The organism is Bacteroidia bacterium (assembly GCA_033391075.1).
Lineage (GTDB): Bacteria > Bacteroidota > Bacteroidia > J057 > J057 > JAWPMV01.
The window spans coordinates 7,211,586-7,237,521 of sequence record JAWPMV010000001.1 but is presented as its reverse complement, the minus strand read 5'-3'; the positions used below and the strand labels follow the sequence as shown (position 1 = coordinate 7,237,521).

Annotated in this window: 22 protein-coding genes; 5 read left to right on the top strand and 17 right to left on the bottom strand. The window is 42.8% G+C overall.

Going from position 1 to position 25,936, the window contains the following annotated elements; all coding sequences use genetic code 11:
- Positions 1–335 precede the first annotated feature (335 nt).
- Entirely contained in the window at positions 336–1,301 is a 966-nt protein-coding gene (locus R8P61_28860; GenBank protein MDW3651123.1) for a transposase, read from the top strand.
- A 233-nt stretch (positions 1,302–1,534) separates the two neighbouring features.
- Here the strand turns inward: R8P61_28860 and atpG are convergent, their stop codons facing one another.
- From atpG to R8P61_28810, 10 genes are all read right to left on the bottom strand, one after another.
- Positions 1,535–2,431 carry an ATP synthase F1 subunit gamma gene (gene atpG / locus R8P61_28855; protein MDW3651122.1) on the bottom strand — a complete coding sequence of 299 codons (897 nt, stop codon included), beginning with the start codon at positions 2,429–2,431 and terminating at the stop codon, positions 1,535–1,537.
- The gene (atpA, locus tag R8P61_28850; protein ID MDW3651121.1) at positions 2,431–4,008 is read right to left on the bottom strand and encodes a F0F1 ATP synthase subunit alpha; all 1,578 of its coding nucleotides are present in this window, start codon (positions 4,006–4,008) and stop codon (positions 2,431–2,433) included. The genes atpG and atpA overlap by 1 nt, the downstream gene beginning before the upstream one ends.
- An 89-nt stretch (positions 4,009–4,097) precedes the next feature.
- Positions 4,098–4,640 (bottom strand): ATP synthase F1 subunit delta, encoded by a 543-nt coding sequence (gene atpH, locus R8P61_28845; GenBank protein MDW3651120.1) that lies wholly within the window; start codon positions 4,638–4,640, stop codon positions 4,098–4,100.
- A 24-nt stretch (positions 4,641–4,664) separates the two neighbouring features.
- Positions 4,665–5,159, bottom strand: a complete 495-nt coding sequence (gene atpF / locus R8P61_28840; GenBank protein MDW3651119.1) for a F0F1 ATP synthase subunit B — start codon at positions 5,157–5,159, stop codon at positions 4,665–4,667.
- An 85-nt stretch (positions 5,160–5,244) separates the two neighbouring features.
- Complete coding sequence (gene atpE / locus R8P61_28835) at positions 5,245–5,484, bottom strand: ATP synthase F0 subunit C (protein MDW3651118.1); 240 nt, start codon at positions 5,482–5,484, stop codon at positions 5,245–5,247.
- Between the two features lie 29 nt (positions 5,485–5,513).
- Positions 5,514–6,632: a F0F1 ATP synthase subunit A gene (gene atpB / locus R8P61_28830; GenBank protein MDW3651117.1), complete on the bottom strand. Its 1,119-nt coding sequence runs from the start codon at positions 6,630–6,632 to the stop codon at positions 5,514–5,516.
- 46 nt (positions 6,633–6,678) lie between these two features.
- A complete protein-coding gene (locus tag R8P61_28825; protein MDW3651116.1) occupies positions 6,679–7,053 on the bottom strand; it encodes a hypothetical protein in 375 nt (124 codons plus the stop codon).
- A 15-nt stretch (positions 7,054–7,068) separates the two neighbouring features.
- On the bottom strand, positions 7,069–7,281 hold the full coding sequence (locus R8P61_28820; GenBank protein MDW3651115.1) for an AtpZ/AtpI family protein: 213 nt from the start codon (positions 7,279–7,281) through the stop codon (positions 7,069–7,071).
- Complete coding sequence (locus tag R8P61_28815) at positions 7,281–7,721, bottom strand: polymer-forming cytoskeletal protein (GenBank protein ID MDW3651114.1); 441 nt, start codon at positions 7,719–7,721, stop codon at positions 7,281–7,283. Before R8P61_28815 ends, R8P61_28820 begins: the two co-directional genes overlap by 1 nt.
- 84 nt (positions 7,722–7,805) lie before the next feature.
- Positions 7,806–8,717, bottom strand: coding sequence for a M23 family metallopeptidase (locus R8P61_28810; GenBank protein ID MDW3651113.1), 912 nt, complete (start codon positions 8,715–8,717; stop codon positions 7,806–7,808).
- A 77-nt stretch (positions 8,718–8,794) separates the two neighbouring features.
- On the opposite strand from R8P61_28810, the gene R8P61_28805 reads away from it, so the two are divergent.
- The 4 genes from R8P61_28805 (at position 8,795) to uvrC (ending at position 16,680) form a co-directional block, all read left to right on the top strand.
- Positions 8,795–11,512, top strand: coding sequence for a tetratricopeptide repeat protein (locus R8P61_28805; GenBank protein ID MDW3651112.1), 2,718 nt, complete (start codon positions 8,795–8,797; stop codon positions 11,510–11,512).
- A gap of 94 nt (positions 11,513–11,606) precedes the next feature.
- The gene (locus tag R8P61_28800) at positions 11,607–12,176 is read left to right on the top strand and encodes a hypothetical protein (protein ID MDW3651111.1); all 570 of its coding nucleotides are present in this window, start codon (positions 11,607–11,609) and stop codon (positions 12,174–12,176) included.
- Positions 12,177–12,515: 339 nt separating this feature from the next.
- A complete protein-coding gene (locus R8P61_28795) occupies positions 12,516–14,831 on the top strand; it encodes a transglycosylase domain-containing protein (protein ID MDW3651110.1) in 2,316 nt (771 codons plus the stop codon).
- Between the two features lie 34 nt (positions 14,832–14,865).
- Positions 14,866–16,680 (top strand): excinuclease ABC subunit UvrC, encoded by a 1,815-nt coding sequence (gene uvrC, locus R8P61_28790; GenBank protein MDW3651109.1) that lies wholly within the window; start codon positions 14,866–14,868, stop codon positions 16,678–16,680.
- 421 nt (positions 16,681–17,101) lie between these two features.
- Here the strand turns inward: uvrC and R8P61_28785 are convergent, their stop codons facing one another.
- From R8P61_28785 to R8P61_28755, 7 genes are all read right to left on the bottom strand, one after another.
- A complete protein-coding gene (locus R8P61_28785) occupies positions 17,102–18,775 on the bottom strand; it encodes a GldM family protein (GenBank protein ID MDW3651108.1) in 1,674 nt (557 codons plus the stop codon).
- 305 nt (positions 18,776–19,080) lie between these two features.
- On the bottom strand, positions 19,081–19,929 hold the full coding sequence (locus R8P61_28780) for a hypothetical protein (GenBank protein MDW3651107.1): 849 nt from the start codon (positions 19,927–19,929) through the stop codon (positions 19,081–19,083).
- An 87-nt stretch (positions 19,930–20,016) separates the two neighbouring features.
- Positions 20,017–21,666 (bottom strand): GldM family protein, encoded by a 1,650-nt coding sequence (locus R8P61_28775; GenBank protein MDW3651106.1) that lies wholly within the window; start codon positions 21,664–21,666, stop codon positions 20,017–20,019.
- Positions 21,667–21,759: 93 nt separating this feature from the next.
- Positions 21,760–22,539, bottom strand: a complete 780-nt coding sequence (gene gldL, locus R8P61_28770) for a gliding motility protein GldL (protein MDW3651105.1) — start codon at positions 22,537–22,539, stop codon at positions 21,760–21,762.
- A 137-nt stretch (positions 22,540–22,676) separates the two neighbouring features.
- Positions 22,677–23,759 (bottom strand): SUMF1/EgtB/PvdO family nonheme iron enzyme, encoded by a 1,083-nt coding sequence (locus R8P61_28765; GenBank protein MDW3651104.1) that lies wholly within the window; start codon positions 23,757–23,759, stop codon positions 22,677–22,679.
- A 194-nt stretch (positions 23,760–23,953) separates the two neighbouring features.
- Positions 23,954–24,964 carry a type IX secretion system membrane protein PorP/SprF gene (locus R8P61_28760; protein MDW3651103.1) on the bottom strand — a complete coding sequence of 337 codons (1,011 nt, stop codon included), beginning with the start codon at positions 24,962–24,964 and terminating at the stop codon, positions 23,954–23,956.
- A gap of 150 nt (positions 24,965–25,114) precedes the next feature.
- Complete coding sequence (locus R8P61_28755) at positions 25,115–25,894, bottom strand: uroporphyrinogen-III synthase (protein MDW3651102.1); 780 nt, start codon at positions 25,892–25,894, stop codon at positions 25,115–25,117.
- Between the last annotated feature and the right edge of the window lie 42 nt (positions 25,895–25,936).

Sequence of the window (25,936 nt, the reverse complement as noted above, 5' to 3'; positions counted from 1 at the left end):
GTATTGAGGTAGTTTGTATGAATATCCGAAATTTTCGAGAAAAATGTTGATAGCCGGATCAATTATGCGCTTAGCTCCAGGAGGGAATACGCCCCGAAAAAGTCTGTCATCCTATACTTGCCTAAGAGCTAGGGAAGAAAAGAATTCTTAGTTTGTGGTATTTGAATAAGCAGCAAAAGGAGAGGGGATAAATCCGTTAAGTGTCATTGGTTTAAAAAACCGTCCGGGATGTTGGTTTCCCTCTCCCTCTGATCCAAAACTAGAACAGTACAGTAGGCTAAGAGCCAGAATGTAGGATTGATAAGTTCGAATCAGAGCTGCTCAAATATAGGATTATGGATAATAACGTATATGGAATCGACATTGCCAAAAAAAGCTTTGAAGTAGTCTGTCTTAATGATAGTGGGAAAAGCTGGGTAAAAAGCTATTCCAATACTGCTTCGGGCCATTGTAAATTTATCGAAGTCCTCTCTCAAGGAGATCTCTGTGTCATGGAAGCAAGTGGTCCCTATTATTTATCCCTGGCCTTTAGTTTACATCAGCATGGGATTAAACTAAGTGTAGTTAATCCCCTGGTCATTCGCCGCTACAGTCAGATGCAATTAAGGCGAACCAAGACCGATCAGCAAGACGCGCGCTTAATTGCTCAATATGGACGGGATCACCGAAGCTTTATTAAGCTCTGGCAGCCTCCAGCGGCTATTTTTCTCCGCTTACAGCAGTTTTTGACTAGCATTAACCTATTTCAAAAACAGCTCCAGATGCTTCGTAATCAGCTCGAGGCTATGGATCAAGTTCCTATTGTGGATCCTTTGGTGAGAAGTCAGCAGCTTTATCTGATCGAACAGCTACAAGCTTCGATCAAGCGGCTGGAGCAACAGATGCTCAGCCTTAGTAAAGAGCATTGTTCACAAAGCTATCAGTCGCTTATGAGCATCCCAGGTATAGGACCTAAGACCGCTTGTTTGTTGATCTGTATTACCCATGACTTTAGCCGATTTGAGTCTGCCAAACAATTGGTCGCTTATTTGGGATTATGTCCTCGTATTTTCACATCGGGTAGCTCAGTAAAGGGAAAGGAGAGGATCGTAAAAATGGGGCAGGCCTTGGCAAGAAAGTATCTCTATATGGGAGCCTTTTCCGCGATGAAAGTAAATCCTCTTTGTCAATCTATGGTAGAAAACATGAAGCAAAAGGGTAAACATCATAAAGTCATTAGAGTTGCGGTTGCTCATAAACTCTTAAGACAGGCTTTTGCTGTAGCTAAAAATAGAACTCAATTTAATCCCAATTTTATTTGACTTTTACTACAGTACATCCCGGAATCTACCAGATGTCCGGGACCTCTTGCTTACTTATATTTACCAGAGATCCCGGCTCTTGAATTAAGGCCGGGATGACAATTCTGTTTAAGGCCAATAAGGAAAAGTCGTGTCATCCTCAGCCCAAACTTCGAGATGACCCAAAAAACAAAAATGCCGATACCTTTCGGTATCGGCATATATATCCAATAATTCTTAATTCGATTTCGAATCTATTGCGCCTCCAGTGCGGCTGCACCAGCAGAGATCTCAAGGATCTCAGTCGTAATAGATGCCTGACGGGCTTTGTTATAGCTAATTTTCAGACTTTTCAGCAGATCTTCAGCATTTTCTGTAGCGGTATCCATCGCTACCATCCTCGCTCCATGCTCAGAAGCATTGGATTCCAATACTGCTTGAAAGACCTGAGTTCTAAGTGCCTTAGGAATCAGTTCCATCAGGATTTCTTCCCGGTCTGGCTCAAAGATATAATCAGCTTTGGTACTACTCTCTTCTTCCTCTTCGCCCAAATTACTGACGGCTAAAGGAAGCAGAGGTTCAACCCGCTTGATCTGAGACATTACATTCTTGAACTCATTATAAGCGACATATACTTTGTCAACTTCTCCTGATTCGAATTTTCCAAATACAAGGTCAACTACTTCATTGACCTTTTCGAAAGAGAGTTTAGTGAAGACATCAAAATTATCTCCATTTACTTCATAGCCTCTCTTCTTGAAAAATTCATGTCCTTTTCTCCCCAGGCACATAAACTGCACCTTTCCGGCATCCAAATCACCGCCATGCTTTTCCTTAAGGAATGCCACGGTTTCTTTGATGATATTGGCATTGAAAGGACCGGCCAGACCTCTGTTTGAGGTAATGACCAGAACAAGAATATTGTTTACTTCGCGAACATCCACCAATTTGCTTGGGATCTCTTCCGGATTTACCGAAGAAACCACATTGCCGATAATTTCGGAGAGTTTGGCAGAATAAGGACGAAGCTGCAACATACGGTCCTGAGCACGACGCAATTTGGCGGCTGCAACCATTTTCATGGCCTTGGTCACCTGCTGTGTACTCTGTACCGACTTGATGCGCAGTCGTATTTCTTTAAGATTCGCCATTATGCAAATGATTTAGCAACTTCTCCTGCGACTTCAGATAGTTTAGCCTGAATGTCGTCTGTCCACTTTTTATCGCGGATTTGCTCCAATACAGAAGCATGATTATGTTTCAATTCCTGAATAAGTGCCGTTTCAAATGCGTCTACTTTATTTACAGGAACATTGTCCAGAAATCCTTTAGATGCAGCATAGATAGAAGCTACCTGCTCTTCAACGGATACCGGGCTATATTGCTTTTGGATCAGAAGCTGTACGTTACGCTTTCCTCTTTCCAGCTGAAGTTGAGTTGCTTTATCCAAATCAGAACCGAAACGCGCAAATGCTTCCAATTCACGGTACTGAGCAAGGCTCAGTTTTAGGGTACCTGCAACTTTTTTCATAGGCTTGATCTGTGCAGAACCACCCACACGAGATACTGAGATACCTACGTTTACTGCGGGACGAATACCTGCATTGAAAAGGTTAGACTCCAGGAAGATCTGCCCATCTGTAATCGAAATTACGTTGGTTGGGATATAAGCAGAAACGTCCCCTTCCTGAGTTTCGATAATTGGGAGTGCAGTAAGCGATCCTCCTCCTTTTACGATTCCTTTGAAAGACTCAGGAACATCATTCATTTGAGAGGCCAGTTCATCATTATTGATAACTTTTGCAGCACGCTCCAATAAACGGCTGTGAAGATAGAATACATCCCCGGGATATGCCTCACGACCAGGAGGACGACGAAGCAGGAGGGATACTTCACGATAAGCAACCGCTTGCTTGGAAAGGTCATCATAGATGGCCAAAGCAGCGCGACCGGTATCGCGGAAAAATTCTCCAATCGCAGCACCCGCAAATGGAGCGAAGAATTGAAGAGGAGCGGGAGTTGAAGCCGGAGCAGCAACGATAACCGTATAAGGCATCGCTCCTCCGTCTTCCAGTGATTTTACTACCTGTGCTACAGTAGAAGCTTTTTGTCCAATCGCTACATATACACAGAATACGGGTTCTCCCTTATCGTAAAATTCTTTTTGGTTAATGATTGTATCAATCGCGATCGCAGTCTTTCCAGTCTGGCGGTCGCCAATGATCAATTCACGCTGTCCTCTACCGATAGGAATCATGGAGTCGATAGACTTCAATCCTGTTTGAAGAGGCTCTGTAACAGGCTCACGGAAGATTACCCCGGGAGCTTTACGCTCATAAGGAGACTCATAAAGTTCTCCAGAAATAGGTCCTTTACCGTCGATAGGCTCACCTAGTGGGTTGATAACCCTTCCCAAAAGACCTTCACCTACTTGCAAAGAAGCAATCTTACCGGTACGGCGTACATTGTCTCCTTCTTTGATTCCTTCAGAATCACCGAAGAGTACCGCACCTACATTGTCTTCTTCCAGGTTAAGTACCATGCCTTTAAGGCCGGTTTCAAATTCGATCAACTCACCAGCCTGTACTTTAGTCAGGCCGTATATACGGGCAATACCGTCACCGATCTGGAGTACCGTCCCGGTCTCTTCCAGTTCTGCTTCGGATTTGAAGTTTGATAGCTGCTCTCGCAAGATTGCAGAAACTTCGTCTGGTCTAACCGCTGCCATATTAAATTAGAATTATTGGATTTTGAATATTTATATAAAGTGCCGGCTTACAATCTGTGTGTTTCAATCTGCTTTAAGCCGGTCAATTTTTATCTTTTTGTCAGTTCTTGTTTGATCCTTCTCAAGGAAGAAGAAACACTACCGTCGAAGAGTTTATCTCCTACTTTCAATACGAAGCCACCGATAAGCTCAGGATCAACTTCTATCGTCAAATCAAGTTTCTTACCGATCTTTTCTTCCATCGCAGTCTGGATTGCCTTCTCTTCTTTGCTACTTAGTTTGTGTGCAGAAACCAGGGTGCCCCTTTCAACTCCTTTGGAATCATCATACAGTTTGATAAATGCACTTGCTACATGAGGCAGATACATTTCTCGTCCTTTTCTCACCAACATCTGGGTAAGCAAGGGAGCCAATTCAGAAGTAAAAATCTTTTCAAATACCGCCTTAACGATATTTTCTTTTTTACCCATGCTGATCAAAGGGCTATTGAGCATAGCTACCAGATCGGGGCTTGCTGTACAAACCTGTGAAATGGTCTCCATATCCGTCTGCACTTTGTCGAGCATCTTCTTTTCCTCGGCAAGTCCAAAGATGGATTTCGCGTATCTATATCCAATTCTATCTTCTACCATGATTTTTCTATTAGAAGTATTGGATTAGTTGCTGTTTAGTTCAGAGATAAGCTTTTCAGCAAAAGCAGACTGAGCGCCTTTATCTGAGAATTCTTTGCGAAGGATCTGCTCGGAAACTTGTACTGCTATTGTAGCAGCAGTCTGTTTGATCTCAGCAAGTGCTGCATTTTTCTCAGCATCAATTTGAGCTTTGGCTTTTTCACGCTCTACAGTTGCCACATCAGCAGCAGCTTTTTTAGCGTCAGCAATGATCTGGTCTTTCATTGCATTGGCTTCCTTCAGGATTTTGTCCTTTTCCTGACGCGCTTCTTTCAGCAAAGCTTCATTCTCAGCATTGAGTTTAGACATCTCTTCACGTGCTTTGGCAGCTTCCTGTAGAGAGTTCTCGATGCTTTCTTCACGCTCACTAAGCGCATTAAGAATGGGCTTCCAGGCCATTTTCCTCAGAATGAAGAAGAAGACCAGAAAGATGATCAAGGTCCAGGTGAACAATCCCAATTGGGGCATTAACAGTTCCATATATCTATAGTATAGGGTCTAATTATTATTCAAAGTAAAAACCAGGCAGGTCCCTGGGCATTCCCCAGGAATCCTGCTCAGTGTCTTAAGCGACGCCTTGTGGGTTCAGGAAGATGATCAACAGACAAACTACCTCTCCAAGAAGGGCAACACCCTCGATGAAGGCTGCCATCAGAATCATCGCTCCACGAATATCACCAGAAGCTTCTGGCTGACGTGCGATAGATTCAACTGAGGAAGCGGTAAGTCTACCGATACCCATTCCTGCACCAATCGCAGCAAGTCCTGCTCCGATACCAGCGCCTAAAATTCCAAAAGTTCCCATAGGGTTATATATAAAAAGGTTACTATTGACTAGTGGTGATCATGCTCTTCTACAGCCATCCCAATGAATACTGCAGTAAGAAGCGTGAAGATGTATGCCTGAATGATTGCCACTACGACTTCGAGTACATAAATGGCAATGGTAAATCCGATGGAGATCGGCATGATCGCAAATGCTCCTCCGGGTTGCCGCCCGTTTTCACCGAGAATAAACATCATACAGATCAGGGACAGTACCATAAAGTGTCCTGCTGAGATGTTGGCAAAAAGACGAATCATGAGGGCGAAAGGCTTGGTGAATACACCAATCACTTCCACGATAGGCATCAGGGGCAATCCAAATTTCAACCACCAGGGTACACCGGGTGTATTGAAGATGTGGATCCAGTAATCTTTATTGGCGTTTACATTGACCAGAATAAAGGTCAGTAGTGCCAAGGCTGCCGTAACGGAAATGTTCCCCATAACATTAGAGTTAAAAGGAGTCAGTCCGAAGAGGTTGGCAAACCAGATAAAGAAGAATAAACTCAGTAGATAAGGAAGGAATCCTGCCGCTTTATCATGAAGATAAGGTTTGGCTATCTCATCTCTAATGAAGATGATGATGGGCTCAAAAAAGGACTGGATGCCAGAAGGCGCCTTTCCTTTATTTCTGCGGTATCCTTTCGCAACAGCATTGAATATGAAGAGCATCACAATACCAACCAGCAGCATGTGCAAACTAGCTTTGGTGATTGACAGATCATAGACCGCATGTTCGTGGTCAATGTTCTCTTTTTCCCATTCTTCAAATTCCTTGTCGGTAAAGTCCGGATGGCCTTGATCATCCATAGGAACACTTACTCCATCTTTTAAAGGATAGAGGTGGTCATGAAATGCCATGTAGCCTTTTTCGACCAGACCCTCTGTACTCCCCACAAATTGAAATCCATCCTGGCTGCTGTAAAAGAACCAGGGGAGGTGCAATGCTATGGGTTTATATCCATCACTGGTCGGAATATCTGTGATATGCCAATCATGGGTGTCAAGGACGTGATGAAGAATGGTGGTTTTGGCATCAAATTCTTCAGGTTCATCACCTTCTTTTCCGAATAGGCTGCCTACAGAGAAAGACGTTATTAATAACGTGATTAAGAGTAACTTACGCACAATCATCTAAGAGTGTTTTTCGTGCTTTATATATAGCGATACTGAATTAGGCGCGCAATTTACGCATTAAGCTATAAACTTCAAATGCAGTGAAAGCAAAATACGAAAGAAAGTATGCGGTAACGTATTCTTTTATTTGATCGGTGTATTGAATGGCTACATAGAGGATAGATATGATGCCGATGATCATCTTGCTGGTCATAGCCACAAGCAAGGCAGAAATGAAGCTTCTGTTGCCTTTAAAAAGGTTCTTAAAATTGATAGAATAGGCAAGATTGGTAGTGATAAGACTCACCAAAACTGCAATAGACATTGCAGGAAAACTTATGCTGGGAAGCCAGTATTGTTGGGCCACATAAGCGGTAAGTACCAGGAAGGCAGCAATAAGGAGGGAGAAAAGGATGAATCGAGCTATGCTCACAATAAGGTAATTTGCTTAACTAAGTCTTTTGACCAGCAAATATATACCCGCAACGCATCCAAAAACAAGGCAGACCAATAAAAACCAGGGTTTTTCTGTGCCGACCCATTGATCCAGGCCATAGCCCAGACCCATGAACACAAGAACGCAGGCCAGGAACTCGAAGCCCAGGCCTGCATATTTCATATAAGATTGCGTGACGTCTTTTTTCTTTTTGTCTTCTTTCATTAGCTAGCTTTGCCCACTTTCTCTGGACGCTGCTGAGAAGAAGGAGGTGTATTTACCGGACGGCTGCTAGACTTGGCCAGTAAATCCTTCGCGCGCTCAGGAGTTTTTGTGAGCATATCTTTGGCAGCTTCGGCCATTTTGCTACTACCGGTGAAGATAGCACCCATTTGTACAACCAGCTTCTGGGTGAAAATGTCTCCGAAGATTTTACCTGTTTTGTCAATGGTCAGAAGTTCACGGGTAACCACGTTTCCCTTGATCTCGCCTTCAACTGTAGCTACACGAGAATCAACATTTCCTTCGATATAACCTGTTCCGCTAACAACCAGCTTGGAGTTACAAACCAGGGTACCGATAACTTTTCCTTCTACGCGGAGGTCGCCCTCTGCATTGATGTTACCTACGACGACTGTGCCTTCAGAAATGATATTACGGCGCATTTCTGATGATTTGGATGAAGAGCTAGAGGAGTTCATTGAGGTGCGGTTACTATCGTTTTTGTTTCCGAACATATGAAGTTTTGACTATGAGTTAATTTCTATATAATTCTCCGGATTTACCGGAATTCCATTATGCCATATTTCTAAGTGAAGGTGTATGCCTGTAGAGTTTTCCCCCGTGTTACCAATGACCGCAATGGGTTCCCCTTTATAGACGTATGTACCTACTTTTTTGAGCAAGCGGCTATTGTGCTTATAAAAGGACAATACGTTGCCTTTACTTACTACACCAATAACCCAGCCATTTTCTACGGAATATTCGGAAATTACGACAAATCCTTCCGAAATAGACTTGATTATTGAATTTTCCTTTGAGCTAATGTCGATCCCCAGGTGGCCAGAACCTACCCTGAATGTATCTTCTACTGTTCCCATGAGGGGGGGGAACAAATTTACCAGCGCTTGCTGAGATTCTATCTCGGCTTTACCCGGTTTTGTAATATAAACAACTTGCGTGGGACCTGCACCATTTTCATCGGGATTTCCTGCATATTCCACAATTTCCCCCAAGTTTTCAGATCCTGTTCCCGGATCAATGTTGCCTTGTGCCTCAATAAGCTCATCCAAACGACTCTGATCAAAATTGAATGCAGAAGTATCTGTACCCGTAGCGGCCTTGAGACTTGCTTCATACAATTCAAACTCATTGATCTTTTTCTCCATCTCATTCACCATAGAATCAATCTCCGCCTTCTCCTGCGCTACTTCTGCAGGTGGGCGGTAATTTGGGATTAACTGGTGCAAGGCAGGTGTGAAGACAAACATCACGATTGTCCCACCTACGATTCCTAAAAACAATAAACCCACAACCCATCCTACCGTAATAGGTTTAAGAAAGAGCTGCTTCGATTGGGAAAGGGTGAGATCATCAATTAGTTCTACCCTGTATTGTTTGGTTAATCGCGCTTTTATTTGCTTGTAAAAGTTTCGCAACATAAACGTTTTAGCTTGCTACAGGATATGGATATATTTGTGCATTCTTTTTCTAAAAAGAATCTTCTTAATTTGTAAACATGACACGACCGAGCGTAGGCAAACTTACAAATTTTCTCTTAATACTAAGTTTGCTTTTTTGTATTTCCTGCTCAAAAGAGAAAGAGACTCTTTCTGCACGGGTATATCATAGTTCCCTGTCCTACTTCAACGGGTATTATAATGCCAATTACCTCTATGAAGAAACACTAAAGAAGCTTGAATCACAATATTCATATCCTGAACAGGGATTTATTGAGGTTGTTTACTACGGATCTAAGGATGAAGTAAAAAGCTTTGAAAATGATTTTGAAGAGATCGCCAAGAAAAATGACCGTGTGATCTTCAAACATCCCAATGGAAACTACATAGATGAGTGCCGTCTCCTGAATGGAAAAAGCTGGTTCTACAGGCAGGATTACTACAAAGCCTTGCAGAACTTTGATTTTGTTCTGGACTCTTTCCCCGACTCCAAACTCGCACCTGAGGCCTGGTTCTGGATTGCTCAAACCCAGTACCAAATGGAAAACCCTGAGGTGGCTTCGGAGATTGTGGACGAAAGGTTACTCTATGCAGATAGCGTGATTTTGGAAGATAAAATGCTGGACGAACTCGGACTGTTCAGAACCAAACTCGCCATAGATAAAGAAGACTATCCCACTGCCCTAAAAATTCTTACCGAACATATAGAATATATCACGGGTCGGATGCGAAAAGCCCGGGCCCATTTCCTTTTAGGGCAATTATATGATGCCACAGAAAATTTCCCTAAAGCTCTGGAGCAGTTTGAACTGGTCAGTAAGTACAGTGAAACTTACTACCTGACCTTCATTTCCAAAATGAAGATTGCCCGCTTATATGTAGACTTTCAGGAAGGTAAGGATGATGATCAAATTGTCCAGGATTACTTGAAAAAGCTGCTGAAAGATGAGAAGAATGAAGAATACCAGGACCGCATCTATTATGAGTTTGCGATGCTGGAACTCAAAAAAGGCAATCAGGACGAAGCTATTGCATACCTTAGGGAGTCTATCCGATCGAATATGAATAACCAGCGGCAGAAAGCCCTGTCCTATTATAAGATCGGCCAGATTCATTTTTACGAACTTCAGGACTACAATACAGCTCAGGCTTATTATGATAGTGCCGCTACCTCTATCAATCAGGATGCTCCCGAATATCAGGAGATCACCACTTTAGCAAAAACCCTCAAAAACTACATTACCCAGATCAATACCATCCATTATCAGGACAGTATGCTGTATCTGGCGAGCTTGCCCAAAGAAGAAGTAGATAAGATTGTGGATGTTTTGGTGAAAGAAGAGGAAAAGCGAAAAAAAGAGGAACTGGCCAGACAATTGGAAGAACAGGAAGCATTAAAAAATAATGACCCTTTCTTTAATCCTTTACTCCAGAACCAACAACAACAAAGAAATCGAAATAATCAGCAAGGAGGATCAGGCGGATGGTATTTTGACAATCCCGGATCTGTGAGCAATGGTCGAATACAATTTCAACAGTTATGGGGAAACCGGCAAAATTCAGATCATTGGCGACGAAGTAATAAAACATCTGTTGCAATTGGGGGAATAGGAGGAGATAATGAAGAAGCTGGACCTGGAGGTAGTAGTACCATTGCCGTTGATAGTGTCATGCTTGAGAAGTATGGAGATAACTACAAATTTTATGTAGATATTCCCGACACAGAGGAAAGGAAAGAAGAGAGTTTGGGCATGATAGAGGAAGCCCTTTACAAACTGGGGCAGATTTATAGCCAAAGACTTGATGAGCCTGATTCCGCGATCAAAACCTTCAATACCTTATTGGACCGTTTTGAAGAATCTGAATATGCCTTGCGTACCCGTTATGCCTTATTTAAACTTTACTCTGAAAAAAGAGATAAACTGGCCAGGGTCCACCGAAGCATTATCATCAATGAATACCCTAAAACCATTTATGCATACCTCATTCTGGGTAAAGACCCCAATGAGTTGAAAAAGGATGAAGAGGATTATATTTATGCATATGAAGGCCTCTTTAATGCCTACGCAGACAAGCAATATGAAACTTCTCTAGGTTTCAGTGAATACCTGCTGGCGCAATCTCAGTTCAATGACAATCCAGCCATTGACCTGGCAAAACTCCACTACATTCGAGGAATGTCCTATGGATTTACCGGGGATGAGGATAGTTTGAGAAATATCCTCACGCGGGTGGTCAATACCTATCCGGAACATGAGGTTACTCCCATTGCACAGAAAACCCTCAATTATCTCCAGAATGGAATTCCGGAAGATAAAAAGCCGATCAGTGAAGCTACCGGGGAATCTGAATCCGTCGATCTCGATCCCAAAAGAGATCCTAATAATCCCGCTTATCGCGGATTTACCACCGAGGTAAAACCAACGGATAAGATATTTGTCCTGATGTATGTGAGAAAGGAAAAAATTTCCAAGGCTGATGCTACCAAACTCATCAATGAGTTCAACAAAAAAGCCTATGCACAAAGCAGATTCAAAGTATTTGCCTTCCTGTATAAGCAAACGCATCTCCTCCCCTATATCAGTACTTTTAAAAGTGTAGAAGATGCCAGTGGATATGTTGATGCATTCACAGCAGACCCCTCCTCTGGAGAGATCATTTCCAGTTCGGATGAAAAGGTCTTCTACATCAGCCATAGCAATTTCAAAGTAGCCTATGGGCAGAAACGAATGGTTGATTACATCAATTATTACGAATACATTATAAATGGGAAATAAGATAGAAGGATTTTGATCCTAAAGATAAAGCCCGGATTTTCAGATCCGGGCTTTATTGTTTTTATTCGGATTGCTCTAAACCGAAATACGTTTTATGAAAAAGCTACTCACTACTAGCTCTAACTGGAAATTCATCCTGCCTGCTTTTTTGGCTTTTATCATCTGCCTCTACCTTTTCCAGAGCTACCAAACGGAAATAAATTCCCTCACAGGAAAGGACAGTCCGATTGTAGATTTACGGAAAAATTATGACCAGCAGGAAATTCATCAATTCTTTAGCCTACTCACAGAAGAAGGACGGGAAATACACAAGAATATTACGGGAGTTCTGGATATGATTTTTCCCTGGGCTTATGGATCTTTTTTCATTTTACTCACCGCTTTCTTTCTCAAAAAAATTAGCCCTCCTCAATCAAACTGGATCTATCTGGCCCTCTTCCCCATTTTATTGATGCTGGTTGATTATATAGAAAACTTCAACACCCTTGAAATGCTGGCTGCCTTTCCTGATCTGGATGCACAAAAAGTATCAGATGCTTCCCGGATCACTGGATTAAAAAGTATGCTCAGCTACATTTCCCAGCTCATTCTTTTGCTCTCAGCATTACTTTATTTGGTGAAAAAAGGAATGGAGTGGAAAAAGAATCGCGATGAACAAAAATGAGATTATCTGTACTGAATTTAGCACATGAGATCCATTTCTTACGATTCATGAAATAATTCCTGGATTTTGACTGCTTTGGCATGAGAATGGAGATCATATATTGATGGATTTCCTCTCCCTCCAGCGGAATAAGGAAAATTCCTTGCTCGGGCAAAGAGATTTGATTTGGCGAATTTTTTTATCCGAAGAAATAAGACAAGCTCTCCTTTGCCTTCGAAAGGACGACAAAAACAGCCTCCTTCCTACACCTTATCCACATTTGTAGGGTACTAATCCACACTTTCTACCATATATTATAATTATGTGGTATCTTTGAATTCGCAAGAAAAGCGTTTTTCCATGAATGAACTTTCGGTATTAGAAAAGGAAATAAGCCATGAGAGTAAACGCCTAAAACCGTCTTCCCCCCGGATAGGCATTGAATTCTTGCCCGAGCACAAGCTTCCCAGGAAAATCTTTCTGGGAGTAATTGCCGGCATGGCAACGCTGGTCTTGGGCTTCATACTGTTTTCTACACAGTATCTTCCGCCCCTAAACGAAATCGAAAATCCTCAGTCCACCCTATCTACGCAGGTGCTATCCTCTGATGGGATTGTATTGGACAACTTCTTCGCCCGTGAAAATCGGGTGAATATACACCTTAACGAAGTGTCTCCTCATGTGATCAATGCCCTGGTCGCAACGGAGGACGCACGTTTTTATGATCATAGTGGAGTGGATTACTGGTCCATTCCAGCTTTGGTCAAACGTAACCTTTCAGGAACAACCAGTGGGGGTAGTACCATCACTATGCAGTTGGCTCGTAACCTCTTCAATGCTGTAAGCAGAGAGCGTACGGTTTTCAGAAAAGTTAAAGAGATCATCGTTTCCGCCATTTTAGAGAAAAAGTACACCAAGCAAGAGATCATGGAGGCCTATTTGAATACGGTCAACATTTTCGGTAATGCCTATGGAGTAGAAATGGCAGCAAAAAGACTCTTTGGTAAAACGGCTCTTGAGTTGAGCATAGAGGAATCTGCCCTGGTTGTAGGTATGCTAAAGGGCCAGGGAGTGTATGATCCGATCCGCAAAAAAGAGCGAAGTAAAGAACGCCGAAATGTTGTGATCAATCTCATGGTAAAACATGGTTTTCTCAATCCTGCAGAAGTTGATGTCGATAGCATCAAGCAATTGCCGGTCGTTACGGTAGCTCAAGGCCAAATGCACTATCAGGGTACTGCTCCTTATTTTCGTCAGATTGTGAAAGAGTTTGTGAAGGATTGGGCGGAAAAGAATCCCAAGCCAGATGGTAGTAAATACAACCTTTATGCTGATGGGTTAAAGGTATTTACCAGCCTGGATTCACGTATGCAGATACATGCTGAATCAGCGGTTAGAGAGCACTTGACTAAACTGCAACAAGACTTTGACGAGCATATCGACGGGCAAGAGCCCTATAAATACGATCCCAAGATTCTTGAGGATCTCACCATACAATCTCCCCGCTATCGCAGAGCGATGAAAGCCGGGAAATCAGAAAAGGAAATCAAAGAAGAATTTGATAAGCCAGTTGAAATGACCCTCTTCAGTTGGGGAGGAGAAATAGATACGACCTTGAGTCCTCTGGATTCTATTAAGTATATGTGTCGTTATCTAGAAACTGGATTTGTTTCTATTGATCCAAGAAATGGTCAGGTGAAAGCCTGGGTAGGAGGTATTGATTATCGCTATTTCCAGTATGATCATGTAAAAACAGGTAAAAGACAGGTAGGATCTACCTTCAAACCTTTTGTATACGGAGCCGCAATAGAAGCGGGCCTTTCTCCCTGTACAGAAGAATTGAATCAACCCTGGACCTTCCCGGATACGGATGGAAAAGGAACTCCCTGGACACCTAAAAATGCAAATGGCAAGTATGGAGGTAAAATGACCCTGCGTACAGCTCTCGCAACTTCTACCAATCTGGTTACTGCTCGTCTGATGGACAGAGTAAGACCGGAAAATGTAGTTCGATTTGCACGAAGAGTCGGGATCCAAAGTCCCCTCGAAGCTGTTTATGCTTTGTGTCTTGGAACGGCCGATCTTTCTGTTCTTGAGTTGACCGGAGCCTATTCGACTTTCGCAAATCAGGGGATCAGCAATGAGCCCATATTTGTTACCCGTATAGAGGATCGCAAAGGAAATGTCTTGGTTGAGTTTTCGCCTAATAGCAAAGAAGGCATGAATGCAAAGGATGCTTATGGTGTCCTGGAGTTACTCAAAGGTACAGTCGATGAAGCCGCTGGAACAGCACATGCCCTTCGTACCGAATATAATTTCACCCAGGAAATCGGTGCCAAAACCGGAACTACGCAGAATCATGCAGATGGATGGTTTGTAGCTGTTACTCCGGAAATGGTTTCTGGTGTTTGGGTAGGATGTGCAGATCGCAGGATGCGATTCAGAGATATTAAAAATGGACAGGGAGCCAATATGGCAATGCCGATTTGGGCAAACTTTATTCAGAAGGTGGATGATGATCCTAGCTTGAAACTTGAGAAGGCACGTTTCCGTAGACCTCGGGGATATGGAACCAACTTCGACTGCTTCAATGATGGAGATGAAGAAGGAAAAACATTGTTGGTTCAGGATAAAAATCTACCACAAAGTTCAGATGATCTGAATAGTTTCGACTAATTTCCCTGTTCCCTAGCCTAATTAGGAGGCCCTCATGAGTACGGCTGTTCTCGACAAAGTAAAAAATCTACCACAAGCACCCGGTGTTTATCGTTTCCTCAATAAATCGGGGAAAATCCTTTACATCGGAAAAGCCAAAGATCTGCGTAAGCGGGTCAGCAGCTATTTTATGTCCGGGAGAAAGCATAGCTACCGCATACAGCATTTGGTAGAAAGGATCGAAGACCTCGCCTATACCCTCACCAATAGCGAGATCGAAGCCCTCCTCTTAGAAAACAATCTGATCAAAACGCATCAGCCCCGATATAACATCCTTCTAAAGGATGGAAAAACCTACCCTTATATCTGCATTAAAAATGAGCGTTTCCCACGAGTCTTTAGCACAAGAAACCGCATAAAAGATGGTTCTCAATACTTTGGTCCCTACCCTAGTGTGACCAATATGAAAACCATGCTTCGACTGATCCGGGATTTCGTTAAGATCAGAACCTGCAATTACCACCTGACTGATGCTAACATACAGGCAGGCAAATTCAAAAAATGCCTGGAATTCCAGATAGGCAACTGCAAAGCTCCCTGCGAGGGTTTGCAATCCGAAGAGGATTATATGGAAGGGATTGATCAGGTTAAACATATTCTCAGAGGAAACCTGGGCCCTGTTTTGCGAAAGCTGGAAGAACAGATGCAAGCAGCTGCAGGGAATTATGAGTTTGAGAAAGCAGAGTTATTTAAGAAAAGATGGGAAAGACTTCGAGCCTACAAAAGAAGAAGTAGAGTTGTTTCCTCTTCGGTCAATGACCTGGAAGTGATAACAATTCTAGTTGAACAACATTTGGCAGTCGTCAATCACTTCAAGGTTCAAAATGGAGCCATTGTTCAAACCCATTCCTTCGAATTCAAACAGAAAAATCAGGAGACAGCAGAGGAAATCCTCATGGCGGGGATGGCTCAAATGCTGGCTGACCAGGAACAGGAATTCTTCACAGATTGGGTGGCGAATATCGACTTGAGCAGTGCTGCAATTCCCGAAGGAATCAATTGGTCCATCCCACAGAAAGGAGATAAAAAGCACCTCATTGAACTTTCACTAAAAAACTGTAAGGCCCTTTTAACCGAAAAACTCTATACCCAGACCTTCAAAAAAAGGAGAAGTCAGGCTGAAATCATGGTAGACGAATTGCAGAAAGAACTTCGTATGACTGAGCCTCCTGACCACATCGAGTGTTTTGATAACTCTAATTTTCAGGGTTCTTCCCCCGTAGCATCTTGTGTGGTCTTTAAAAACGGGAAGCCTTCGAAACGAGATTATCGTCATTTCAAAATAAAAACGGTAGAGGGTCCCGATGATTTTGCTTCTATGGAAGAGATCGTGGAGCGGAGGTACAAGCGACTCTTACATGAAAATCAACCTTTACCCAAATTGATTCTGATAGACGGAGGAAAAGGGCAATTGAGCAGTGCGGCTAATTCTTTACGGAAACTGGGCTTGATTGATAAAATTCCGATTATCGGTATAGCTAAACGTTTGGAGGAAATCTACCGGGTCGGAGATAGCATTCCTCTCCATATTGATAAAAAGAGTCCGGCTTTATACTTATTACAGCAGCTTCGAAATGAAGCGCACCGCTTTGCCATTACCCTCCATAGAAACCTCCGAAGTAAAGCAGATGGTCAGCGGTCTAAACTCACTAAAATCAAAGGCATTGGGAGTAAGGCGGAGCAGGAAATTTTGCAAACCTTCAAGTCAGTTAAAAAGCTCAAAGCCGCCAGCCAAAAAGAGTTGGAAGCCAAACTAGGTAAGCATCGCGCAATGCTTGTTCTCAAAGCCATTGAAGAGGGAGTAATTTAAATTCCATTTCATTTGAAACATTCTGTCATCCTGAGGCTAGGATGCGCTTTGGCTTCTGTGTGCCGAGGGACATTGTATTCAGGATCGATTCAAATACATGATCTCTCAGCACTGCATGCCACCGCAAATCCAAACTTCGAGATGACGAAAACATCCTGTCATCCCGAAGCCAGGATGCGCTTTGGCTCCTGTGTGCCGAGGGAGCTTGTATTTCGGTTCGAGATAAAATACACAATCTCTCTGCACTGCATGCCACCGCAAATCCAAACTTCGAGATGACGAAAACATCCTGTCATCCCGAAGCCAGGATGCGCTTTGGCTCCTGTGTGCCGAGGGAGCTTGTATTTCGGTTCGAGATAAAATACACGATCTCTCAGCACTGCATGCCACCGCAAATCCAAACTTCGAGATGACGAGGTTTTTATCGAAGGTCCACGGCCAGGGTTCTCACCCTTTCTGATAATTTCACTTCCTCTGTTCCTCCTCTAAAATTGATTCGCTCTACTCCTTCGATTACGAAAAATGCTCTATCACCCGCTCTAGCCTGTCTGATTTCTGCAGGAACCGGCAAACTGATCATTTCCAAAGCATTTTGATTGGAGACATTGATTGTGCGTAGGGTACGTGGGGGTCTTAGCCCATCTTTAAGTTTTATACTGATTTTGGTAATGCGGTAACGAGCATCTCTGGGGAGTAAGCGCTTGAACTCAGCATCAGGTACCAGTTTCACATGAAAGCTACTGCTTTTAGGAACAGAAGCACCGCCTACATAAGACCTTCTGTTTACCCGGAAATCGATCTCGGGCTTAGGCGGGGAAATCACATTGTATTTTCTGTCATCGATCTTTAGCGTCCTTCCCTGAGTCCTGGAGCTAACACTTACCACACTACTTCTGCCATTAGGGATGATCAAAAACTTCTTTTTAGAATCATTGGCCTGCGTTACCTGGGCATTGCTTGCTGTTACTACAGGATCATAATGTACACCTAATGCAGGCACATCTATATTCAAACCATTTCCACAGTTGCGATAAAGGTTGTTTACGGCCAAAGAATATACCTGTAATTCCGGCTTGGTAACTTTGAAGGACTGACGAACCTGCAAAGTATCAAAAGTCCCATCAGGTTTGGGTACATACACATTAGCCGTATAGCTTTGCATGCCCTCTGCTTTCCCTGCAGGGATATTGCTGGCGTTTGCCATCACTTGCAAAGTCGCTGTATTTCCTCCCTCATCTACATTCACTCTACCAGAAGGACTGCTGAAATTGGGTTTCACCTGACGAGATACCATCCCTACGGATAATTGGGTCTCAAAAGGGAGACCTGCAGGAACGATTTGGGCAAGGGGAGAGCTAATTGCTACGATACTATCGACGATGATATTTATCTTCCCTGCTATACGATTATTAAGCACCTCCAATAACTCTTTCTCCTGTTGGAGGACATCTACCCGTAAAGCTTCCAAAGTTGCCAGATTGGCAACTACAGGCCCTTCAAAGGTATATTGCTCCCAACGCTTGCCAGGGTCTTTACTGCTTTCTTTAGGATCCTGTCTTAACAAGGGATTTCTTTGCATAGAATCCCTCACCTGTGAGTTGTAAATGGATGTCAATGCCCGTGCGTACTGATCGAGACTTTCCCGCAAGTCATATGCTTCTCCCTCTCCCCTTCTTTGATTCGCTTCTTCTGTTTCGCCCATCCAATACACATAGTTTTCGTCCAGTTCATCTTTCTTGGTAAACTCCTTCTTCTCCGGATCATATTTCGCCAGCTTCTCCATTTCCAAGACATGTTGATCCAGGGATTTCATTAGTTCATTTGTCATACCCTGGACGATGGCCAGTGTATCGATCAAACCTTTGTTGTCTTCTTTTTTCTCGATCTCCATCTGCCGCTCGATTTCAGCATTCATAATGGAGATAAATCCCTGGTTGTTGTTTTCTGCCTGAGTCGCTGAAATCTTGAGACGTTCTCGGATCGACTCAAAAGAATCCAGTACCTCATTGGTTACATTCATTGCGAGCATAGCCAGCAAAACGAAATACATCATATTGATCATTTTCTGCCGGGGTGATACTTTTTGATTTGCCATAATTTCTTTCTGATGGTTCGTTAATGAGCATACTTCTCCCAGGTCGATTCTTGGCTTTTCGACTTTATTTGAAATTCGTATGAGTGGTTGAATTATGCTATACTCCCATAATGGTGGAGGGCAGAAAGGTTACAGGAGAGGGAGGAAAATTGTGTTCTAGTGCTCAGGTGTTCTAGCACTCTCCTGTTCTTTGGGTTCTGATTTCGGGATAATCACTAGAACACGAGAACACAGGAGTACCAGAACACATAAAAAAACCCGACACTGATCTTCTCAGTGCCGGGTTTTTTAATCATTTCCTGCTATTAGTAGCTCCAGAGGTGGTGCTCGAATTCAACCATCTTTTGACGACGGTATTCAGATTCATGTAGTGAGCGGATACCTTCTCCAGATATGTCGATGATATAGCTGTGGAACAAACGCAGCTCGAATACTTCACGCAATGTTTTGTACTCAGCATCATTGTAACGGTTTTTCCACTGTGCACTTTCCAGGGTTTCGCGAACATCATCATAACGGAAAGTGATCAGCTGCTTCTCAGGAAGCGTTTCGCCTGGATCAGTCCAAATGATATCGATCAACTGGATGTCATACACCATATCAGAACGGGTCTTGTCGAAAATTCTGTCTTCGATGAAGTGAACTACATTTTCAAATGGAGCGGGATCGAAATCACCTCCACCAAATGCAGATTTGCCAACTTCGTCAATGGAGTCTCCAAGTTCGTCTCCACCGAATCCGTCATCACCTTCATCACCGAATCCCCAGTCATCTTCTTCATCCCCATCGAAGTCATCGAATCCTTCTCCATCTTCTCCATCACCAAAGTCGTCTTCTGCTCCGGAATCAAAATCATCTTCTCCTTCGAGGCTACCTTCGATCTCCTGGATCTTTTGCAGTACCTCATCATAACTCATAGGCTTCTCAAGGCTATCGGGGTCAAAAGCCACGAACTTACCTTGCTTTAGGCCATTGAACAGGGTCATGATCAATCCATCAGTTTCTGCATAAGGAGTATTATCTCCTGTGTAGAAGCTGCTCTCGCGTTTGATCAGGGGGCTGTTTACCTTTTCATTGAGGTCAATGCGGTTTACAACCTTGCGACGCCAAAAGTGGTCTTCAGGACGGATTTCTTCAGTCTTGAACTGTGCCAAAGCCGGGAGACTGAACGCCGTAATTAGGATGGTGACAAGCAGGATATTTCTCATATTTCAATAAAGTATTTGATCAACAGATCTAGATTATTTAACAACCACCTGGAGAGTTCTCTCTACTTCAGAGAAACGCTTATCCACGATGCGTTTGTTTTGGAAATTTGTTCTATAGATATCATTCAGGATGATGTAAACAGCGGTACCTGCGCGCGCCTGCCTTACTTGTGTACCCATAGTAATGTTGATGGGCTTCAAGGCATCTTTACCAGCTGTATTTACACGATTCACTGTGGTTGGTGGTCCGAGAGAAAGCTGAGCTTTAACTTCAACACTACCAATTCCATATCTTGCGTCTTGAGGAAGCGCAGATGCAAAGTCAGCATCAGCAGTAAGTCTTACCTGAACCCTACTAGATTTAGAAACAGGTCCTTTAACTTGTTTTCCGTTTACACGCATATCGATTCCTGGTTTGGGAGGACGAATTACTTTGTAATCCACGTTTCCAATCAGGAGCTTCTGTCCATTTGTAACACTGCTAACAGCAACTCTTGCAGTTCTTCCTGTAGGTACAATCCGGAATTTCTTCTTGGATTTTTTATTAGGAATCACAGATCCATTATTGACAGAAACAGAGGGATTGTATTGATCTCCCAAAGCAGGAACATCAATGTTTACATCATTACCACACTGAGAGTACAGGATCTGGATAGCAGCAGAAGTAATTACAACCTCTGGCTTACGAACCACAAATTCAGCTGTTTTATTGATGGTTTCGAATCCACCAGTAGCCTTAGGTACCTGAACAGTATAAGTGTATGACTGTTTTCCTTCGTTTCTTCCTTTAGGGATAGAGCCGCCTCTTGCCCCAATGGTCAACAATGCACCACCATCTTCTTCAACTTTGATCGAACCGGAGCTACTAGAGAACTTAGGTTGGATTTGGCTGGAAGACATCGCTACATATAGCTTGGTTTGGAATTGCAAACCAGCAGGAACGATGGTAGAAATTGGTGCGTTGATATCAACAACTTTATCTGCTTTAAAGGTTGCTACTCCCAAACGAGAGTTGAGCAGGTCAAGCAGTGATTTTTCTTTTTCGTAGATATCCAGTTTGATTTTCTCAAGCATTGCAGTGTTTGCAATAGCAGGACCTTCGAAAGTAAAGAGTTCCCAGGTTTTGGGTTCTCCGTCCTGAGTGTCTTCAGGCTTTGCATCAGAAGTGAGCAATTCTTCCGGAAGATTCAGTCTTTGAGATTGGTCCTTAAGTTGAGCATTATACATGTCAACCAGATATTTTACATAACCATCCAACTCCTGGTGAAGCTTGTATGCTTCTCCTTCTCCTCTTCCGTCATTGGCCTCTTGAGAATCTCCCTGTCCTAACCAATATTGGATGTTCTTCTCAGTTTCACCGAGGTTTACCAATTTGTTGGTTTCTGGATCACGTTTGATGATCTCATTTTCGAGGTGGCTAATATGTCCATTGATCTTGCCGATGATTTCGCTGGTTTGCCCTTTGATTTGATCCAGGGTATCCAGCAAGCCTTCATTGGAACGTTTTCCTTCGTTCTTGATCTCTTCATTGATGGTTTCTTTCATCAATGCCATGAAGTCTCCGGAATTTGCATTTGCTTCCAGAGCTGATGTGCCCAGTTTATCCTTGAATACCTGGAAGGCATTCAGAATCTCGGCACTTACGTTCAAGGCAAGTAGTGCGAGCAACACGAGGTACATCATGTTGATCATTTTCTGCCTTGGTGATAATTTACCTGATGCCATAACTTATTCCTTTCTGATTTAGGTTAATAAATATATTAGAGAAAGGATGCATTAGTTGGTACCACCAGCCATAGCTGAAAGCATGTTACCGTAAACATTGTTCAGGCGCTGCAAATTCTTGTTCAGAACTTCCATTCCTTCTTTGTATTGCTGAGCATCCGTAGAAGCTTCAGCCATGCTTTGCATAGCTTCACCCATGCTGGCGTAGAACTGGTTCAAAGACTTCAGGTGAGTCTTGGCATCTTGCAATTCAAGCTCATAGATAGAGTTCAGAGAGCTCAGGTTGCGAGTGATAGTTTGAACCTGCTCGTGGTAGGCTTGCGCATCAGTTGCAGCATTAGCGAATCCAGACATAGAATCAACAGCGATAGAATAGCTTTGATTCAGGCTTTCGATTTTGCTAGAAGCTTCTTTGATTTTGCTTGCATACTCATTGGTTGCACCAGCAGCGTCAGTAACGCTTGAAAGCTTGGATACATTATCATTGAGTCCGGTAAGTGTAGTGGAGAGTTCTCCAAATACAGCGCCGTCGAGATTTTTTACATCCTGCGTCCAGGTAGTATCAACTAATGTATCACCTACCATAGAGTCATCAGCAAGGACAGGATATACTCTTTCCCATTCATATTCTTCTGAAGGTGGATCGATAGCTGAGATCAAGAATACGAATGCTTCTGTAAACATTCCGATGATCAGCATTTCATTCGCCCCTTCCCAGTGTAATATTTTAAAAAGGGCTCCTACGATTACCACTGCTGCAGCGGCACCATAAATGAAGTTCATGGTTACCTGCGCTCCACGCGACTTTAATAAACCTTTTTTTCTTGCCATTTTACTTTCCTTAAATTTTGCCTGATGATGATTGATTTTTGTTTATGAGATGATATTGAAGGAGTGTTGCTTGCCTCATGCGAACAAGACAACACTCTTACTAATTCTTCAAATATCTGTCAATGAAATTTTGCTTTTTAGAAGTTACCAGCGGCGCCTGAGCGTCCGATAACTGTTACTGCAGTACGGAATCCAATGAAGGACTTAGCTGTATCTGCATACTCGAAAGAACGAGTACCACAAGAGAGGAAGTATCCTATATCTTTCCATGATCCACCGCGAATAACTTTGCGGATTTTGCCACCACCGGGAATTCTTACTTCATCCGGGAAGCGATCGCGATCATAGTATACAGGGTTTAGATCATGTGCATATCTGTAACCTGTTTCTTCGAAGTCATCTTCACACCATTCTGCAACGTTTCCAGGCATATCCCAGAGTCCGTATTCGTTGGGGAAGTAAGCTCCAACAGGAGACGTATATTCAAAATTATCCGCAATGTAATCTCCTCTACCAGGTTTAAAGTTTGCAAGGAAACACCCTTTGCTATTTCTTAGATATGGGCTCTCCCATGGGAAGATTTTGTGCTCATATCCACCTCTTGCACCATATTCCCATTCAGCTTCTGTAGGGAGACGGAAACGAGGCATTGCAGGCAATTCTTTCTCTTCTCTGTACTGGTTCAGGTGAAGGGTACGCCATTTACAGAATTCCTGTGCAGCATACCAGTTTACTCCAACAACCGGATAGTTGTCGAAAGCAGGATGCCAGAAATAGTTTTCCATTAGTGGCTCATTGTATGCATATGCAAAATCACGAATCCAGACAGTAGTGTCGGGAATGATGATTTCCTGCAAAATGGGGTCTATAGTGTCAAGGGCACCGTTTTGCTGGAATGCATTAGCTTCATTAGCAGAAGGTCCATAAACGAATTGACGATACTGATTGTTAGTAATCTCAAATTCATCCATGAAATACCCACTGATCGTAATCTGGCGATTGTGGGCAATTTGGGAGTAAGGAACGTCCTGGTCATTTTGTCCCATGTGGAAACTACCAGGGGTTACGAATACCATGCCCATAGGCTGGTACTGATCCCATTCGAGTCTGTCTGTTACGCCAGTCAGTTCACCATGGTGTCCAGTTCCTTTGCCGCCGAAAAGCCCACAGCCTGAAGCGATGAATGCCAAGACGGTGAGTGAGAGAAATGCCTTTTTCATATCTGCGAAAAGTTTCAAATAAGTATTTATCCAGTAGAAATGATTAACTCGCAAAAAAAACGAAGTAAAAAGATCATCTAATATAAATTGCCGCTCTATATTTTGACCTCTTCATTATTTACTACGCTATTTTATAAAGATTATTGAATTATTTAAAAGTAATATCACACAAATGTTAACACACTTTAGAACGCTTAGTTGATTGGGTCTTTGAGTCTTTCAGAATCAATATCCTGAAGTTTACCAGGATTTGAACTAGCTCCCGGAAAGGCCCATGATACTATTATTTCATGTGAGTTAACGTCTCTTCCCCTACTTAGGGCGTTAACGGTAAAGTCAAATGAATACCCCACAAATGTCCTATCCAGCACATTGAAGCCTAAAATTCCACTTACAGACTCATAAGAATTTGTATTAAAGCGGTTAGAAACTCCAAAGACCATCGGCTTATATCTCCAGTATAGACTTACATCATACTGTGGCTGCCCAACTCCATCTGTTTTTAACATCACCACAGGTTGTAAACTCATATCATTTTGCAGATCAAAAGTGTAACCACCCATTAAATAGAAACTTCGTGCCACCTTTGAAGCTGGTCCAACTCCGGAAGTAAGGAGGAGGTCTTCAATTTCTGGTTCAAGTAAATCCTGACCAGATAAACCAACAAAGAACTTGTCATCAGTTCCGGTATAAAAGATCCCGGCACCCAGACTTGGAACAACTGTACTTGATGAAAAGGTACCTAGAGGAACTACCGGATCATCTCCGGCTCTGTTATCATAAATGAATTCTCCATTTAATGATTTTTGTAAAAATCCTCCATTTATTCCAAAACTCAATCTGGCTGCACCAGACTCTTCTCCGAATTTCAACTGATATGCATACGCAACATTCAGGCCAGTTGTCGAAAGAGGTCCTTGCTCATCGCGAATAATTGATGCGCCAACTGCACTACTGATCCCCTGAAGGGGTGTGCTGTACATAGCACTGATCAATCGGGGAGCTCCATCGAGGCCCAGCCATTGCTGTCGTCCTAATAGTGTCAAAGTACTTCTGTATTCTGTACCTGGCATTTTTGTACCAGCTGCAGCGGGATTGTAAAGAAAACGACTAAACGGATGCATCGTGTTCTGTACAAACGTCTGTCCGACCGCAGAAAAAGTCAGGGCACCCAGCAAAATAGCTACTAAAACAAAGATTCTCATGTTAGTTAGTGATAGGGAAATATATCCTATAAAGATGCCCTTTTATTTTAATTTAACCAAATAAGCGGCTTTTACCCTACCGAGAATCCGAACTTTTTTACTAAGTTTTTTTTCACCCCTTTTTTCCCCTAATACAAGGATCAAAAAAAGTTACAGAGCGTCCTCCTGCCCTATATCTCTCAGATAGCGCTCTATAGCGGCTGTCATGGAGGGCATATTGGGTTTAGGAGCTTCGACATCTACCCTGAGATCATGGGATCTGGCCTCTTTTGCAGTCGTAGGACCGAAGACCGCGATCCGGGTTTTGTTTTGTTCGAAATCCGGGAAATTCTTATACAGAGATTTTATGCCTGAAGGGGAGAAAAAGCAGATCATATCATAATAAATGTCTTTCAGATCTGAGAGATCTGCATTGACCGTACGATAGATAACTGCCTCGATAAGATCCATTCCCTTTTCGATCATCTGATTGGGAAGTTCCTTTCTGTGCACATTGCTACAAGGGAAAAGGAACTTCTCATTCTTATGCTTTGTGAGATAAGGCATAAGGTCAATAGCCCTTCTTTCTCCTACAAACAATTTACGCTTGCGGATGACGATATATTTTTGGAGGTATTTGGAGGTTGCTTCACCTACGCAAAAGTATTTGGTATCTGCAGGCATCTCTACCCGCATCTCGTTGATCAACCTGAAAAAGTGATCAACGGCTACTTTACTAGTAAAAATAATACCCGTAAAGTCCAGAGGATTGAGTCCCTGTTTTCGAAATTCGTTAAGGTTTACCCCTTCTACCTGTATGAATTTCCGGAAATCAATTTTGATATTCCATTTCTTAGCAAGTCTGAAATAGGGGGAATTCTGATCTGTTGGCGAGGGTTGTGAAATGAGAATACTCTTTACCGGATTGCTTACTACTTGCTGCTCACTCATATTTAATCTGCCAAGATTTTTTTAGCTTTCAACGCTATCTCG